The sequence below is a fragment of the Peribacillus frigoritolerans genome, assembly GCF_040250305.1.
Taxonomy (GTDB): Bacteria; Bacillota; Bacilli; order Bacillales; family DSM-1321; genus Peribacillus.
On sequence record NZ_CP158190.1, the window covers coordinates 2,177,652 to 2,192,674 of the forward strand.

The window sequence follows — 15,023 nt, forward strand, 5'->3', positions numbered from 1 at the left end:
GTGTCTTAATGAAGGAAATAAACAAGATAGAAATATTGATTCGTGCTTTGTTAGTGTTGATTATGGTTGCACTGCTAGCTTATGCTCTCCAATCAGGTGCATTTCAATATATAAAAGATAACTCTGGTGAACTTCTTCATTTGGCCGGACAGCATTTGAAATTGGTGGCGCTTTCATCCATGGCAGCCATTCTTGTGGCCGTGCCGCTTGGAATTTTTATTACGAGACCACAGTTTAAAAAATTTGAATTTATTGTAGTTAATTTTGCGAATATCGGACAAACAGTGCCAAGTATAGCCATTTTAGCGCTTGTCATGAGTTATTTAGGTTTAGGCTGGCAAACCGCGGTATTTGCGCTGTGGTTCAGCTCACTTCTTCCAATTTTACGGAATACGATTGCTGGAATTCAATCGGTTCCTCCATCGATAATTGATGCTGGAACAGGAATGGGTATGACGCAAAAACTCATTCTTTTCAAGCTTGAACTCCCGAATGCTTCATATGCAATTCTTGCAGGCATTCGTACCGCAACCGTTATTAATGTGGGATCAGCCGCACTTGCCTTCTTAATTGGAGGAGGTGGGTTAGGTGACCTTATATTCACCGGAATCTCACTTTACGATCCAGGCATTATGCTCGCAGGTGCCATGCCCGTTATCTTTTTGGCCATTGCTATTGATTTCTTATTAGGGAAAATTGAAGTAGCCACTACTCCGAGAGGATTGCAAAGAAAAGCTGATTTTATTTAAGACAATAAAGGGGGAAGTAAAAATGAAAAAGTTTAGCATGTTATTTTGTGTCGCACTTCTTGCCTGTATGCTTACAGCATGCAGTTCTTCGGAGTCTAATGCCGGTTCAAATGAAAATAAAGGGAAAATTACAGTGGGAGGAAAGGATTTTACTGAACAGCACATTTTGACACAAATCACTTCTATTTATTTGAAAGAAAAAGGATACAAAGTCGATGAAGCAAGTAGTATGGGCAGTACAGTGGCACGTTCCGCGCTTGAAAATGGACAGCTCGATGTGTACTGGGAGTATACGGGTACAGCACTTATGGTTTATTTAAAGGAACCAGTTGAAACTGATCCCGAAAAGGCATATGAAAAAGTAAAAGAAATCGACAAAAAGAATAAACTTGAATGGTTAAATAAATCCGAATTTAATAACACATATGCTATTTTAATGCGCGAAGATTATGCAAAAGAATTAGGAATCAAATCCATATCGGATCTAGCTGATATTGTAAATCAAGATTCTAGTAAATTAAAATTTGGATCGAACTCTGAGTTCTATGCGCGAAAAGATGGAATGAAAGGCTTAGAGAAAAAATATAATTTTTCTTTACCAGCTAAAAATGTTGTCAAAATGGATACAGGACTTTTATATAACTCCTTAAAAGAAGGCCAGGTTGATGTAGCGGTAGGTTTTGCTACAGATGGACGCATTGAAGGTTTTAAACTTGTTGTGTTAGAAGATGATAGTCAGTTTTTTCCGGCATATAATGGAGCACCGGTCATTCGTCAAGAAGTATTAAAGAAAAATCCGGAATTAAGAGATCTTCTTAATACACTTTCAGATAAGTTAGATTCAGATACAATGAAGAATTTAAATTATCGTGTTGATATTAAGCATGAAGATATTAATGAAGTGGCTAAAACATGGCTGGATGAACAGGGAATGCTAGATTGAGATGAAAGCTAATAATTCGCTCATCACCTATATTGAATCTGAGTCGATTCAGAGTTTAGATAGTGGCACACTAACTTCACTCAAAGAAGCTTTAGCAGACATTATCGCTTGTACCATTGCAGGCCGCAATACGAAAGCAGCAGAGATTGCAAAAGTATTTGCTGTTTCGCAGTGGGGGATGGGAAACAGTTCGCTTTTCCTGTTCCCAGAAAGATTAACGCCTGCCGGAGCAGCTTTTGTTAATGCGACAATGGCAAATGCCCTCGATTAAGATGATGGACATCGCCTCACAAAAGGACATCCCGGCGCTGTCATTTTCCCCGCTGTGCTCGCCGTTGCAGAAGGTAATAATATAAGCGGAGAAGAGTTTTTGACGGCACTCCTTATAGGCTATGAAGTGGGGATCCGTGCAGGTATTGCTGCACACCTGACCCGGCTAGACTATCACTGCACCGGTTCATGGGGAGCAGTTGGAGCTGCCGCAGGTGTTTCGTACATTTTAGGACTTAAGGGTAGAACTCACTGGGCAATGCAGAATATTTCGGTGCTTATTCTCCAATGATGCGTTGCATCGAACATCCTTCTATGTTAAAGGACGGGATCAATTGGGGATGTATGGCTGGGGTAAGTGCAGCTTATTTGGCAAAAGCAGGCTATACAGGGATTCCATCACTAATTACATTAGAAGAAGCAGAAGGACTTACAAACGATTTAGGAAAAAGTTATCGCGTAAATGAACTATATTATAAGCCGTATGCATGCTGTCGGTGGGCACAGCCAGCAATTGAAGCCATTATGGAAATTCAAATTAGAAATATACTAATATCCGAAAATATTAAAAAAATAGTAATTCATACATTCACAGAATCTGCAGCATTATCGAAAGAATATCCAAAAACTACAGAGGAAGCACAGTATAATTTACTTTTTCCTGTTGCAGCATTTCTTTCTTACGGTGAAGTGGGTCCAAAACAAGTACTAGAACATCTGAATGATCCAATTATTCTTAGCATGATGGACAAGATTACAGTAGTAGTGGATCAAAAACTTAACGAAGCATTTCCTGAAAGGGCATTAAGTATGGTTAAAATAGTAATGCAGGATGGTAACACTTATCAATCCGATATTATACAAGCAAGAGGAGACTATGATTATCCGTTAAACGCTGAAGAAAAAAAAGAGAAGTTTTTCTGGCTGACAACGCCAATTCTAGGAAAAGAATCTGCGAAGAGTTTATTAGAATCCATTCAAAGCCTTGAACATTTGAAAAGTATTCGAGAGCTTATACCTACAATAGAGGCAAAGGGTAAATAAAAAATAGTAGTGCAAACCAAGGGATAGGTTTGCACTACTATTTTTTTACTATAATTGGTGGAGTCAGTAGGAACCTTCTAATTAATAGTCATTATGAAATCTAGTTAATAATAGTAGACGATGCCATCTTATATCCAATAGCAGGATAGACATTATGCGGTTCAAGAGATTAATTTTCTAGAGGGAGATTAGATTGGCAATTTCATAAGCTTTCAAAAACATCTATATCAAGACAAGTTTTTCATCACCCCGGTTAAAACGAGTTTGAAGAATTCTCCTCTAAGCTTGATACTAAACTTTATAAGTTAGTTTAACTAGCTTGACAATATACCCCCATAGGTATAATATGAACTCACAAGTTAAAAAAACACAAATTCACGAGTAAAACGTGCAAACTCACGAGTAAATCGCCCAAATTCACGAGTAAAATGCCCAAACTCACGAGTAAAACGCCCAAATTCATGAGAAAAGCACTCAAATTCAAGAATAAAATGCAAACTCACGAGTAAAATACGATTTAATTGGCTAGGGGCTTATAATCATAAGCACGATTAGGTTGATTATGCCTATTGAAACGTTTTTATTAAGAAATCTGACTTGTAAACATCCATGTCATTTCTTCTAATAAACTGGAAGTGAACTAGGAATGCACTTCTTAACGGAAAAGGAGATTAGCCATTGTTGTAAATAGAAGGGAGGCGAAGTATGGAGTATGATAAAAGCAGCATTCATCGCTTGAAGCGGATTGAAGGACAAATCAAGGGTGTTCTTGGCATGATGGAGCAGGGAAAAGATTGCAGGGAAGTCGTCACTCAGTTGTCTGCTACACGTAATGCCATCGATAGGGCCATGGGTGTTATCGTAAGTGCCAATCTTGAGAAATGCGTTCGGGAAAATGTCGTGAAAGGGGAAGGCACTGATCATCTAGTCAAGGAAGCGGTTAATTTACTAATTAAAAGCAGGTAAAAGAATTAGATCCTTTCCTGTAAAAAAAGGAGTGTTATTCATGTCTTATATTTTACAAGTGGATTTTAAAATGGAGGGACCATTTGGTCACGAAATGGTAAAAGAATTTACTGATTTAGCAAAAGGCATTAATGATGAAGAGGGCTTGATCTGGAAGATTTGGACCGAAGACAATGAGGCAAAGGAAGCAGCTGGCATTTATCTGTTTGAAACGAAGGAATCCGCAAGTATGTACTTGACTATGCACACAGCTCGGTTAACAGGATTTGGTATAGAGAAGGTTAATGGAAAAATATTCGAAGTGAATGAAGGTTTGACTTCAATCAATCATGGACCAATTAAATAAAGAAAAACCTATTCCATTCAATTTTAGTGAAGTGGGTTGACGAACTAAATTTTTTAGCATAATATATACCCCGTAGGGTATTTAAGTTAAATGAAATATAAATCAGGGGGAAAACATAAATGACTGAAAAGAAAAGAACGACGATCATATTATTTAGTGGTGATTATGATAAGGCAATGGCTGCTTATATCATTGCAAATGGGGCGGCGGCTTACGATCATGAAGTGACCATCTTCCATACATTCTGGGGATTGAATGCTTTAAGGAAGGATAAGCCGATTTCATTAAAAAAAGGATTTCTTGAAAAAATGTTTGCAAAAATGATGCCGCGTGGTTCTGATAAAATGGGTCTATCAAACATGAACTTTGCTGGGATGGGGCCTAAAATGATCAAACATGTGATGAAAAAGCATAACGCCATGTCACTGCCGAATTTAATTGAGCTGGCCCAAGAACAGGAAATCAAACTAATAGCCTGTACGATGACTATGGATTTATTGGGCTTGCAGCAAGAGGAATTAATGGATGGAATTGAGTATGCAGGTGTTGCGGCTTATTTAGCTGAAGCAGAGGATGGAAATGTAAACTTATTTATATAAATTTGGGTACTGGAGTGAGTCCAATTGGGAACTATATTTAATCTCATCATATTAAGTTTCATCGTTTGGTTTTTATATCAGCGCTTTGTCCCGGCAAAGGGGATAAAAAATATAAATGCGGCTGATTTAAAAGCTCTGTTGAATAATAAAGGAAATAAGCAGTTCATTGATGTCCGTACTTCTAACGAATATAGAGGCAATCACATTAAGGACTTTAAAAATATACCTCTAAGCGAACTTGGCAAAAGGACACAAGAACTTTCAAAGGATAAAGAAGTGGTTGTAATCTGCCAAAGCGGGATGAGGAGCAGTAATGCGAGTAAAGTATTGAAGAAACTCGGGTTTAATGAAGTCACCAACGTAAAAGGCGGCATGAGTTCTTGGCGTGAATAAAAGGAGGATCTAAAAAGATGAAAGAAATTTTACCGAATGAAGTGAATGCATTATTGAAGGGAAACTCGCCAGTACATATTATTGATGTGCGGGAGGTGGATGAAGTAAAGGCAGGGAAAATACCAAATGCTTTGAATATCCCGTTGGGTCTGGTGGAATTTAGAATGCAGGATCTGGATAAATCAAAAGAATATATCATCGTCTGCCGTTCAGGGGGCAGAAGTTCAAGGGCAGCAATGTTACTTGAGGATCATGGATATAAGGTGTTGAACATGATGGGTGGTATGAATGAATGGGAAGGTCCCATAGCATAATTTTATATCCGAATATACCCCCACCCCTAAAAAACACAAGGAGGAAATAAAATGATTAAAACAAATTCCGTTTTGGATGCTAAAGGTTTAGCTTGTCCAATGCCAATCGTAAAAACGAAAAAAGCCATGAATGTTTTGGAAGCGGGGGAAGTTCTTGAAGTTCAAGCAACTGATAAAGGGTCAACCGCCGACATGAAAGCTTGGGCGGAAAGTTCAGGTCACCAATACTTGGGTACGGTTGAAGAAGGAACAACACTAAAACATTATCTTCGGAAAGCAAACGGAGAAGAAACAGCAGTGAAGAAGCATGAAAAAATCGTTTCAAATGAAGAACTCCTTCAACTAATGCAAGAAAACAGAAATACGATCATCCTGGATGTACGAGAATCCGCAGAATATGCTTTTAATCACATTCCAGAAGCAAGATCCCTTCCAATGGGTGAATTGGAACAACGTATGGGTGAACTTGATAAAGAGTCAGAGATTTTCGTGATTTGCCGTACAGGCAGCCGAAGTGATCTTGCTGCACAAAAACTGACGGCGGCCGGTTTTGAACGGGTATTCAATGTTGTACCCGGCATGAGCCAATGGAACGGTCCTTCACAAAAATCCGTGAATGAATAAAAGTGACTACAAAATGTAGGAATATATCATGACGAATAAAGTATCTATAATCGCAAGTAATGGTGGATTATTTGACGCATATAAAGTGTTTAACATCGCAACGGCAGCAGCAGCAACAGATCAAAAAGTGGCCATTTTATTTACTTTCGAAGGCTTGAACTTAATTCATAAAGAAGCGAATGGACAGCTTCCACTCCCTGAAGGTAAAGAGCACTTTGCCGAAGACTTTAAAAAGGCCAATGTTCCTTCCATTCCAGAATTAGTTACCATGGCACAGGAAATGGACGTCAAGTTTATTGGGTGTCAAATGACCATGGACGTTTTGGGCATGGAAAAAGAAGCTTTCGTTGCCGGTATCGAAGTAGGTGGAGCGGTCACATTTTTGGAGTTCGCTAAGAATGCTGATGTTACATTAACCTTTTAATGAAGGAAAAATTTTTGAAATCATTAATACTGTAGGGGGTATAAAATATGGCGTTTAAGCAAATGACAGCCGCTGAGGTTTCAAAGAAAGTAATCAATAAAACCGACTTATTTATTTTGGATGTTCGAAATGAAAGTGACTACAATGATTGGAAAATTGAAGGGGAGAATTTTGAATTCCTTAATATCCCTTACTTTGATCTGCTGGATGGCGTGGAAGAAATACTCGATCAAATCCCGTCCAATAAAGAAATCCTGGTAGTATGTGCAAAGGAAGGCTCATCCGTCATGGTAGCTGAAATGTTATCTGAAGCTGGATTGAATGTTTTTTATTTAAAGGGCGGCATGAAAGCATGGAGTGAACATTTGGAACCAGTGAGGATCGGCGAATTGACCAATGGCGGCGAAATTTTCCAATTTGTTCGACTTGGTAAAGGCTGTTTATCTTACATGGTCGTTTCCAATGGTGAAGCAGCCGTAATTGATTCTACTCGAATGATTGATGCCTACCTTGATTTCGCCGATGATATCGGAGTGAAAATTACACATGTTCTGGATACGCACTTACATGCCGATCATATTTCAGGTGGAAGACGAATAGCGGAATTAACAAATGCAGCTTACTGGCTGCCGCCAAAAGATGCGGCTGAAGTAACTTTTGAATATCAGCCATTAGAAGGCGGGAAAGTGATAACGATTGGTCATACTGCGATTGATATCCAAGCATTATACTCCCCGGGCCATACCATTGGATCTACATCATTTGTGGTCGATCAAAAATACTTGCTAAGCGGGGATATACTATTCATTGATTCGATTGGCAGACCGGACCTAGCTGGGCTGGCTGAGGATTGGGTAGGCGACTTGAGAGAAACACTGTATTCACGTTATAGAGAATTATCAGACGAGTTAATCGTATTGCCATCACATTTCATGATCATTGATGAATTGAATGAAGATGGAAGTGTCGCTAAAAAGTTGGGTGCGCTGTTTGCTGAAAATCACGGATTGAACATTGCAGATGAAACGGAATTCAGAGAGCTTGTAACAGGTAATTTACCGCCTCAGCCAAACGCTTATCAAGAAATTCGCGAAACCAATATGGGGAAAATCGAGCCTGACGATGAAAAACAGCGCGAAATGGAAATTGGGCCTAATCGCTGTGCGGTTCGTTAATACCGATAAAAATAGAAGCAAAAAAATAGGAGGAATGAAATATGAATTCAGATAAAGTGTTAAATGCTAAGGGACTAGCTTGTCCAATGCCGATCGTTAAAACGAGAAAAGCGATGAATGATTTGCAAACCGGGGAAGTGCTGGAAATACATGTAACCGATAAAGGAGCTAAAGCCGACTTAGCCGCTTGGTCAAAATCCGGTGGCCATGAGCTGGTGGAAACGGCAGAAGAAAATGATATACTGAAATTTTGGATTAGAAAAGGCTGATAAAGGAAGGGAACCAATAGGGTTCCCTTCTTTTGAGGGAGGCACTGACAATGGATATCACCTTTATCATTACCATCTTTTTGATTGGTTTTTTAGGTTCATACGTTTCAGGAATGCTCGGCATCGGCGGTTCGATAATAAATTATCCAATGCTGCTGTTTATTCCCCCAATCTTCGGTTTAGCGGCATTTAGTGCCCATGATGTGACAGGTATAAGTGCTGTACAAGTCTTATTCGCTTCCATCGGAGGTATATGGAGCTATCGTAAGAGCGGACATTTAAATAAAACGCTGATTCTCTATATGGGGATCAGTGTGTTAATCGGAAGCGTGGTTGGAAGTTTTGGATCACAATCGATGTCGGAAAACGGAGTGAATATCGTCTATGGCATTTTGGCGTTGATAGCTGCTGTCATGATGTTCATTCCGAAGAAAGGGATAGATGACATTCCTTTGGATCAAGTTACCTTCAACAAATGGCTTGCGGCCATCCTTGCCTTAATCGTAGGTTTAGGTGCCGGGATAGTCGGTGCCGGAGGGGGCTTTCTATTAGTTCCGATCATGCTTATCGTTTTAAGAATACCAACCAGGATAACGATTGCGTCTTCATTAGCTATCACATTCATTTCATCCATTGGTGCAACAGTAGGGAAAATCTCAACGGGACAAGTTGACTTCTATCCGGCATTGATCATGGTAGTTGCTAGTTTAATAGCATCTCCGCTTGGGGCGATGGCCGGTAAAAAAATGAATGTAAAAGTGCTGCAAGTCATACTGGCTTTATTGATTTTAGCGACCGCTGTGAAAACCTGGGTGGGGATCATGTCTTGAGTTACGAGTTGGCCCGACCTTGACAGGAAGGGGGGCGTGGGTCGAATCCAGTAGGAATCATCAATGTTCAAATACGTAAATCCTTAATACATAAGGGTTTGCGTTTTTTTGTTCTCTTATATCTGTTCTGTTTTAACTAGAAATCGAGTAATGCTACCTTGGCTGTGTCTTTCGTTTCAAGTCTTCATTCTATTATTTAAATAACATTGGATAATCTATTAATAAAAACTAATTATGGTAAAATGTAGATGGATTAATAACTAAGTAGAATTGGAGAATGGAATAATGAAATCAATCTTCTTAAAAGCAGGATTATTAACGTGTTTATTGCTCGGTTTGGTTTATGATGAAACCTCCGCCGCGTCAGAATGGTCCTCCAAATGCTCATCATTTGGTGTAATTAAGCAAAATGAAAATCCCTCTTTTCAGCATATTAACTGTTTACTGACGAATGCAGCTTTGGATGCAGAAATCCCTCCTGAAGTTGTAAAGGCTGTAGCTAGAAAAGAAAGTGATTTTTTGCAATTCAAAGAGAAGGACAAACCTAATATCTCTTCTGATGGCGGAATCGGTATCATGCAGGTTACAGATATACCAAAGGAGTATAAAGATGAAGATGAAGAGGAATTAGCATACAAAGAAAAATTAACATACGATATTACCTTCAATATCGAGGAGGGCGTCAAAATCCTTAGTAATAAGTTCGATTACGGACGACTTCCGAAAGTAGAAGGTGCCGGAAGACAGGAAATAGAAAATTGGTATTTCCCTATAATGGCGTACAATGGAACAAAATCTATTAACGGTCCTGTATATCAGAGTAATGGATTGAAAAATACAAAAGCTTATCAAGAAATAGTTTTTTCCTATATTGAAAATGACAGTTTCTTAGGAGGTACTGAATTAGCGCAATTTCCTTTTAAGACAGAACACTTCTCATACGACGCTAACAATAATATAAATTTTTTAAAGGATACCTTTATACTAGCAGTCCCTTTGCATACTTCTGTTTACCTTTTGAAAAAGGGTGACGATGTAGTTGTAACAGGAGGGAATGGGAGTTTAAGGGAACAACCAGCTACTTCCAAAGTCGTAAATAATCTAGCTCCCAAAAATGCCATATTGGAAATCACAGGAGAATTTACATATGACAAAGGATTAGGAAGTGTAAATCAATTTGTCTGGTTCCCTGTTAAAACGACAGATGGAAAGTCAACTGGTTTCATTTCCTCTGCTTATATTAAAAAGCTAGATTCCTCTTGGACACCACCTGTAGATAACGCAGCTCCGCCAGTACCAAGTGTGAATGAAGTAACGGATAACTCGACGAATGTCACAGGAAAAGCCGAAGCAGGGTCAACCCTTACGGTTAAAGCAGGGACGAAAGGAATAGGAACAGCGAAAGCAAGTACCATAGGCACATATACGGTTTCCATTCCAAAACAAAAAGCCGGAACAAAAATAACCGTAACAGCAACAGACGATGCTGGAAATACAAGTGCGGCAAAAGAGATAACGGTTAAAGATGTTACAGCGCCGTCCAAACCAACTGTGAATGCCGTCTATGATAGTGCCACGGTTATTGCTGGTAAAGCTGAAACCAATGCAAAAGTATATGCGATGGTGGGAACCAAGAAAATCGGGGAAGCAACAGCGAAAAACAGTGCTTATTCCATGAAGATTGCTAAACAAAAAGCTGGTACATCGATTCTTATTTATGCGGTTGATGCAGCAGGAAATAAGAGCGCAAGTAAATCGGTTAAAGTAATCGATAAAACAGCTCCACCTGCCCCAAGTGTCAATACCGTTTATGATTCTTCGACTTCTATTACTGGTAAAGCTGAAACCAATGCAAAAGTATATGCTGTGGTGGGAACCAAGACAATTGGAGAAGCCACATCAAAAAGCGGTTCGTATACCATGAAGATTTCGAAGCAAAAAGCTGGCACTTCCATTGTTGTTTATGCGAAAGATGCTTCAGGAAATAAGAGCTCCAGCAGAGCCGTTAAGGTAATCGATAAAACAGCTCCACCTGTCCCAACTGTTAATAAAATAACGAGCAAGACCGTAACCGTTACTGGTAAGAGTGAAAAGGGTGCATCCATTTATATCTACAATGGAAGCAAGAAAATCGGACAAGGTGTAGTAGATAGCCGAGGAAATTATAAAGTGAAAATCAAGGCACAAAAGAAGGGTTCTACTATAAAGGTATACGCTCAAGATAAATCAGGTAACAAGAGTAAAAGTAAAACAACGAAGGTAAGCTAATATTAACCAAAGACAATATCAAAACCGGTAATACTTCTCCAAGTATTACCGTTTCTTTTTTTGTATATTCTATTAAACAATAATGTTGGTTCACTAGATTAATAGAACAGATTCAACGCTTAATACAAAAAGGAGCTGCTACTTATAATTCTAATCATTCATCTGTAAGGATATATAAATTAGAACGACGTCTGTTCCTACATTTGGTAAACGATTACTTTTTTGAAATCTGTACTTCCCACTTTTATTTACCTTTCCTGTTTTCATTTGTAAAAAACAACTATTGATTAAAATGTTGTTACAAGAGATAATAAACCGTGCTAAAAGCGATACCAACAGGGGGAAAATGATTAATGAAGTTTTTAAAAGTTTTAATAATAGGTTTATTGTCTGTCATTCTTTTATCGGCATGTTCTGATAGTTCAAACGGAGATGTCAAAAAGGTAGAAGAATCCAAGAAGGAACAAAAAGAATTCTCAACTTTAGAAGATTTTTCTAAAATAGATTTTGAGAATCCTGATAAAGATGCATGGGCTAAAATTTATATGCCTAAAAAAGATTTCAAGACCATTTTAAAACAGATGGCTGGTCCTGATGATGAAGGAACTATCACTTATAAAAGCATTGAATTAAAAGACTCTAAAACGATAGAAATGAAAGTGAACAATTCAGACGGCGGAAGCTTTGAGAACAGCATGCAAGCAGCTATTATGGATGCCTACATACGAGAACTATATAAACACTCTGAACTCTACGATGATAAAAAAGAACCAACTATCCGTACCGTTGATTTGAGTAACACAGTTATTGCGGAAAACAAGAAGCCTATTGAATTCGATGAAGATTCCGAACAAAAACCTGAAGAGCTTGGAACCTTTAAACTGGGCGAAAAGGTAAATGTAGAAGGTCATATCATAACATTAACAAATGCACATTATACAAAGGAAAGAAACGAATTCGAAGAAACACAGCCCAAAGAAGTATTGGGATTTGATATTGAATACCAAAATAGTACAAAAGAAGAACAAGTAGTTAGCGCGGGAGATTTTGAAGTGTATGACAGCAAAGGTGAAAAGATGGAGGTATATGCTCTCGATACATTAACCGAGAGTGTTCAAGCTGGAAAGCATGTTAACGGACCTGCTGCTTTCGGAGTAACCGGTAATGCACCTTATGAAATCTTCTACACAGATTATACTACGGGTAGCAAAGCAAAATGGATAATGGAAGTGAAATAATCGATTTCATGTTCATTTTTTGAAGCAGAAATTGTAGGCAAAAAGGTACTCACAACGATGGTGGGTACCTTTTTTTGTTATGCCTTTTATGTTTCAACCTTCTATATAAAAATATCAATGCATTGTTCTACAGTTGTTGCAGAGGCTAACTGTTTAGATTTTGTAGCCAATACATCTGCCGGTTCTGTATCGAGAATAACACCAAATAAGTTTTCTATTTCATCCAAGCTTTTTTCTAAACGGGTAGAGATGATTGAAATCGCTATTTCTTTGACAAGTCTGTGTTCTGCCATGTTAATACTCACTTGAATCACCCCTTCTAATAAACTTAAATACCTATATTCGCCTATCCAAGTGTTAATTCCTTTTAAGAAAAGAATATGTCGAAAAATAAGCGACATCATTGACTTAATAATTGGCTATGTTAAAGTTATTGATTGTTTTTGAATAGTCCAGTAGTCAATTTTGGTAATCGGGTTAACTAGTTTGTCATAGTGTATCTCTTATATTTACAAACCATTAATAAGCTTTAATATTCTGCATCGGTCTTTTTATGACAAAATCCTTAGTTGTTTCTCCATTTTTGACTCATACCATCAATTTCCACCCTTTACATGTTATATATGTCGTTATAACCTCCTTTGTTTTCGTATAAACCGTGACTTTTGGTTTATCTTTCATGTGAAGGAATAAAATCACATGGGTTTAACAGAGCGTTTAAAATGGTCTGTTAATTTTAAGGGTAGAGTTTGCTATAAGGAATATAGCATCCCTCAAAAAGATCTTTTGGAGGTAATGTTGATGAAATCTAGCAATAGCTGTTTAAACAGACGTAATTTCTTAAAAGTTGGCGGAATGAGTACTTTAGCATTGACACTTGGTTCAACCGGGGTATTTTCTCTTGCAGGGGCTACAAAAGGATTTGCAGCGGAATCCAGCAATCCAACAAGTGGATTTGGTGGCTATGGCCCACTAGTAAAGGATCCAAATGGAGTTCTTGATCTGCCAAGGGGATTTCATTACAAAATGCTTTCACGAACTGGTGATATCATGCCTAATGGTGACCTTGTCCCTTCTGCTCACGATGGAATGGCTGCCTATAAAGGAGAGAAGGGTACAACCATTCTTGTAAGAAACCATGAAAATGGGACAAATTCAGATTACCCTGTAAACGGAAAAAAACCTTGGAGTGCTGGTGCTGCCGGCGGCACAACCACATTAATCGTTGGACAAAATAACAATGTCATTGATCAGTATGTATCAAGTTCAGGTACAATCCGTAATTGTGCGGGTGGAGCTACGACTTGGGGCACTTGGTTAACAATGGAAGAAACTCGTGATATGGGACATGGCTTTGTATTTGAAGTAAATCCGCTTGATCCTGAAAACGAAATGTCAAGAACACCGATCCGTGATATGGGTTATTTCTCCCATGAAGCTGGGCATGTTGACCCTTCAACAGGAATTTGGTATTTAACCGAAGACGCAAGTCCAAGCTTCTTGTACCGTTTTACACCACATGACCGAAGTCAAAAGCTAGGTTCTCTGCAAAAGGGCGGTATCCTTGAAGCGGCAGCGATTGATGAATTGCCGGCTGCAGCTGCAAGTCAATTTAATACTAGACAAAAATTCGGGATCGTTTGGAAAAAATTAAATCCTGAAATCGCACAGCAGGATGCTAAGGATAAAGGCTGTATTCAGTTTAGCCGCTTAGAAGGGGCTTATTTTTCTGAAGGTACTTTATGGTTTGATGATACAAGTGCAGGTTCAGCACGACTTGGCCGTGTTTATCGCTACACGCCAGCGACAAACACCTTAGAACTATTCTATGAGTCTACTGATAAAAATGATTTAGAAGCACCGGATAATATTACAATCACTCCTTGGGGAGATCTTTGGATTGCCGAAGATGGAGGCGGTAATGATCGTATTGTCGGATTAACTCCTGAAGGAAATATTTATACTTTCGCTGAAAATATGATGAACGGTTCTGAATTTGCTGGCCCTACATTTTCTCCAGATGGAAATACTTTCTTTGTAAATATGCAAACACCAGGTATCACCTTTGCGATTTGGGGACCATTTGCACGCAGAAATTCTACCCGTAGACGAGCTATGAACCAGGCTATGCCGCCAGCAAGTCTTGCTCCTGTTGTTTCGGATAGACTTACTGCATTCGCAGAAGAACAAGGCATGTCTTTATTAGAAGCAGCAGCTTTAGAGCGTCATGGTATGCCAATTTTATAAGTAATGATCGCATTTTTTTGAGTACTAACAAACCATCATGGTATAGGAGGTGAGACCTTTGTTATCTAGTATCGGCATCCCTGGTCTAATTCTCATTCTAGTCATAGCGTTAATCATTTTTGGCCCTTCTAAATTACCGGAAATTGGAAGGGCTTTTGGAAACACTTTAAAAGAATTTAAAAAAGCGACTAATGATTTGATCAGCAATGAAAAAGAAGAAAAAACTAACTCTGAAGAAAAAAATAAACTAGTAGCTCTTGAGAAATCCGAAAAGACTGGGAACTAAATAACTTGTTTTACAATTTAATAGAGTAATTGCTTGGA

At 38.6% G+C, this 15,023-nt stretch carries 18 protein-coding genes and 1 pseudogene; 18 read left to right on the top strand and 1 reads right to left on the bottom strand.

Features of this window, described 5'->3' with window-relative positions:
- The first annotated feature begins 8 nt into the window (after window positions 1-8).
- The 16 genes and pseudogenes from ABOA58_RS10755 to ABOA58_RS10830 all read left to right on the top strand — a co-directional run bounded on the left by ABOA58_RS10755 (window position 9) and on the right by ABOA58_RS10830 (window position 12,452).
- On the top strand, window positions 9-749 hold the full coding sequence (locus tag ABOA58_RS10755; RefSeq protein WP_350302272.1) for an ABC transporter permease: 741 nt from the start codon (window positions 9-11) through the stop codon (window positions 747-749).
- A gap of 22 nt (window positions 750-771) precedes the next feature.
- Window positions 772-1,692 (top strand): glycine betaine ABC transporter substrate-binding protein, encoded by a 921-nt coding sequence (locus ABOA58_RS10760; RefSeq protein WP_350302273.1) that lies wholly within the window; start codon window positions 772-774, stop codon window positions 1,690-1,692.
- Between the two features lies 1 nt (window position 1,693).
- Window positions 1,694-2,254: pseudogene (locus tag ABOA58_RS10765) on the top strand (MmgE/PrpD family protein).
- Between the two features lie 53 nt (window positions 2,255-2,307).
- Window positions 2,308-3,006 carry a hypothetical protein gene (locus ABOA58_RS10770; RefSeq protein WP_350302274.1) on the top strand — a complete coding sequence of 233 codons (699 nt, stop codon included), beginning with the start codon at window positions 2,308-2,310 and terminating at the stop codon, window positions 3,004-3,006.
- A 705-nt stretch (window positions 3,007-3,711) separates the two neighbouring features.
- Entirely contained in the window at window positions 3,712-3,972 is a 261-nt protein-coding gene (locus ABOA58_RS10775) for a metal-sensitive transcriptional regulator (protein ID WP_350302275.1), read from the top strand.
- Window positions 3,973-4,012: 40 nt separating this feature from the next.
- Complete coding sequence (locus tag ABOA58_RS10780) at window positions 4,013-4,318, top strand: monooxygenase (protein WP_350302276.1); 306 nt, start codon at window positions 4,013-4,015, stop codon at window positions 4,316-4,318.
- Window positions 4,319-4,437: 119 nt separating this feature from the next.
- The gene (locus ABOA58_RS10785; RefSeq protein ID WP_350302277.1) at window positions 4,438-4,917 is read left to right on the top strand and encodes a DsrE/DsrF/DrsH-like family protein; all 480 of its coding nucleotides are present in this window, start codon (window positions 4,438-4,440) and stop codon (window positions 4,915-4,917) included.
- Between the two features lie 33 nt (window positions 4,918-4,950).
- Window positions 4,951-5,310: a rhodanese-like domain-containing protein gene (locus tag ABOA58_RS10790; protein WP_413020301.1), complete on the top strand. Its 360-nt coding sequence runs from the start codon at window positions 4,951-4,953 to the stop codon at window positions 5,308-5,310.
- A gap of 17 nt (window positions 5,311-5,327) precedes the next feature.
- A complete protein-coding gene (locus ABOA58_RS10795) occupies window positions 5,328-5,624 on the top strand; it encodes a rhodanese-like domain-containing protein (RefSeq protein ID WP_350302279.1) in 297 nt (98 codons plus the stop codon).
- A gap of 51 nt (window positions 5,625-5,675) precedes the next feature.
- Window positions 5,676-6,248 carry a sulfurtransferase TusA family protein gene (locus ABOA58_RS10800; protein WP_350302280.1) on the top strand — a complete coding sequence of 191 codons (573 nt, stop codon included), beginning with the start codon at window positions 5,676-5,678 and terminating at the stop codon, window positions 6,246-6,248.
- 28 nt (window positions 6,249-6,276) lie between these two features.
- Window positions 6,277-6,672: a DsrE/DsrF/DrsH-like family protein gene (locus ABOA58_RS10805; RefSeq protein WP_350302281.1), complete on the top strand. Its 396-nt coding sequence runs from the start codon at window positions 6,277-6,279 to the stop codon at window positions 6,670-6,672.
- A gap of 47 nt (window positions 6,673-6,719) precedes the next feature.
- Window positions 6,720-7,847 carry an MBL fold metallo-hydrolase gene (locus ABOA58_RS10810; RefSeq protein WP_350302282.1) on the top strand — a complete coding sequence of 376 codons (1,128 nt, stop codon included), beginning with the start codon at window positions 6,720-6,722 and terminating at the stop codon, window positions 7,845-7,847.
- A gap of 41 nt (window positions 7,848-7,888) precedes the next feature.
- On the top strand, window positions 7,889-8,116 hold the full coding sequence (locus ABOA58_RS10815; protein WP_350302283.1) for a sulfurtransferase TusA family protein: 228 nt from the start codon (window positions 7,889-7,891) through the stop codon (window positions 8,114-8,116).
- Between the two features lie 50 nt (window positions 8,117-8,166).
- On the top strand, window positions 8,167-8,946 hold the full coding sequence (locus ABOA58_RS10820; RefSeq protein ID WP_350302284.1) for a sulfite exporter TauE/SafE family protein: 780 nt from the start codon (window positions 8,167-8,169) through the stop codon (window positions 8,944-8,946).
- Between the two features lie 285 nt (window positions 8,947-9,231).
- Window positions 9,232-11,214: an Ig-like domain-containing protein gene (locus ABOA58_RS10825; RefSeq protein ID WP_350302285.1), complete on the top strand. Its 1,983-nt coding sequence runs from the start codon at window positions 9,232-9,234 to the stop codon at window positions 11,212-11,214.
- A 353-nt stretch (window positions 11,215-11,567) separates the two neighbouring features.
- Window positions 11,568-12,452: a hypothetical protein gene (locus ABOA58_RS10830; RefSeq protein ID WP_350302286.1), complete on the top strand. Its 885-nt coding sequence runs from the start codon at window positions 11,568-11,570 to the stop codon at window positions 12,450-12,452.
- Between the two features lie 101 nt (window positions 12,453-12,553).
- Here the strand turns inward: ABOA58_RS10830 and ABOA58_RS10835 are convergent, their stop codons facing one another.
- Entirely contained in the window at window positions 12,554-12,757 is a 204-nt protein-coding gene (locus tag ABOA58_RS10835) for a hypothetical protein (RefSeq protein ID WP_350302287.1), read from the bottom strand.
- 496 nt (window positions 12,758-13,253) lie between these two features.
- Here ABOA58_RS10835 and ABOA58_RS10840 point away from each other — a divergent pair, with 496 nt between their 5' ends.
- Both ABOA58_RS10840 and tatA read left to right on the top strand, forming a co-directional pair.
- Complete coding sequence (locus tag ABOA58_RS10840; protein WP_350302288.1) at window positions 13,254-14,699, top strand: alkaline phosphatase PhoX; 1,446 nt, start codon at window positions 13,254-13,256, stop codon at window positions 14,697-14,699.
- A 58-nt stretch (window positions 14,700-14,757) separates the two neighbouring features.
- Complete coding sequence (gene tatA / locus ABOA58_RS10845; protein WP_350302289.1) at window positions 14,758-14,985, top strand: twin-arginine translocase TatA/TatE family subunit; 228 nt, start codon at window positions 14,758-14,760, stop codon at window positions 14,983-14,985.
- Window positions 14,986-15,023: the final 38 nt, after the last annotated feature.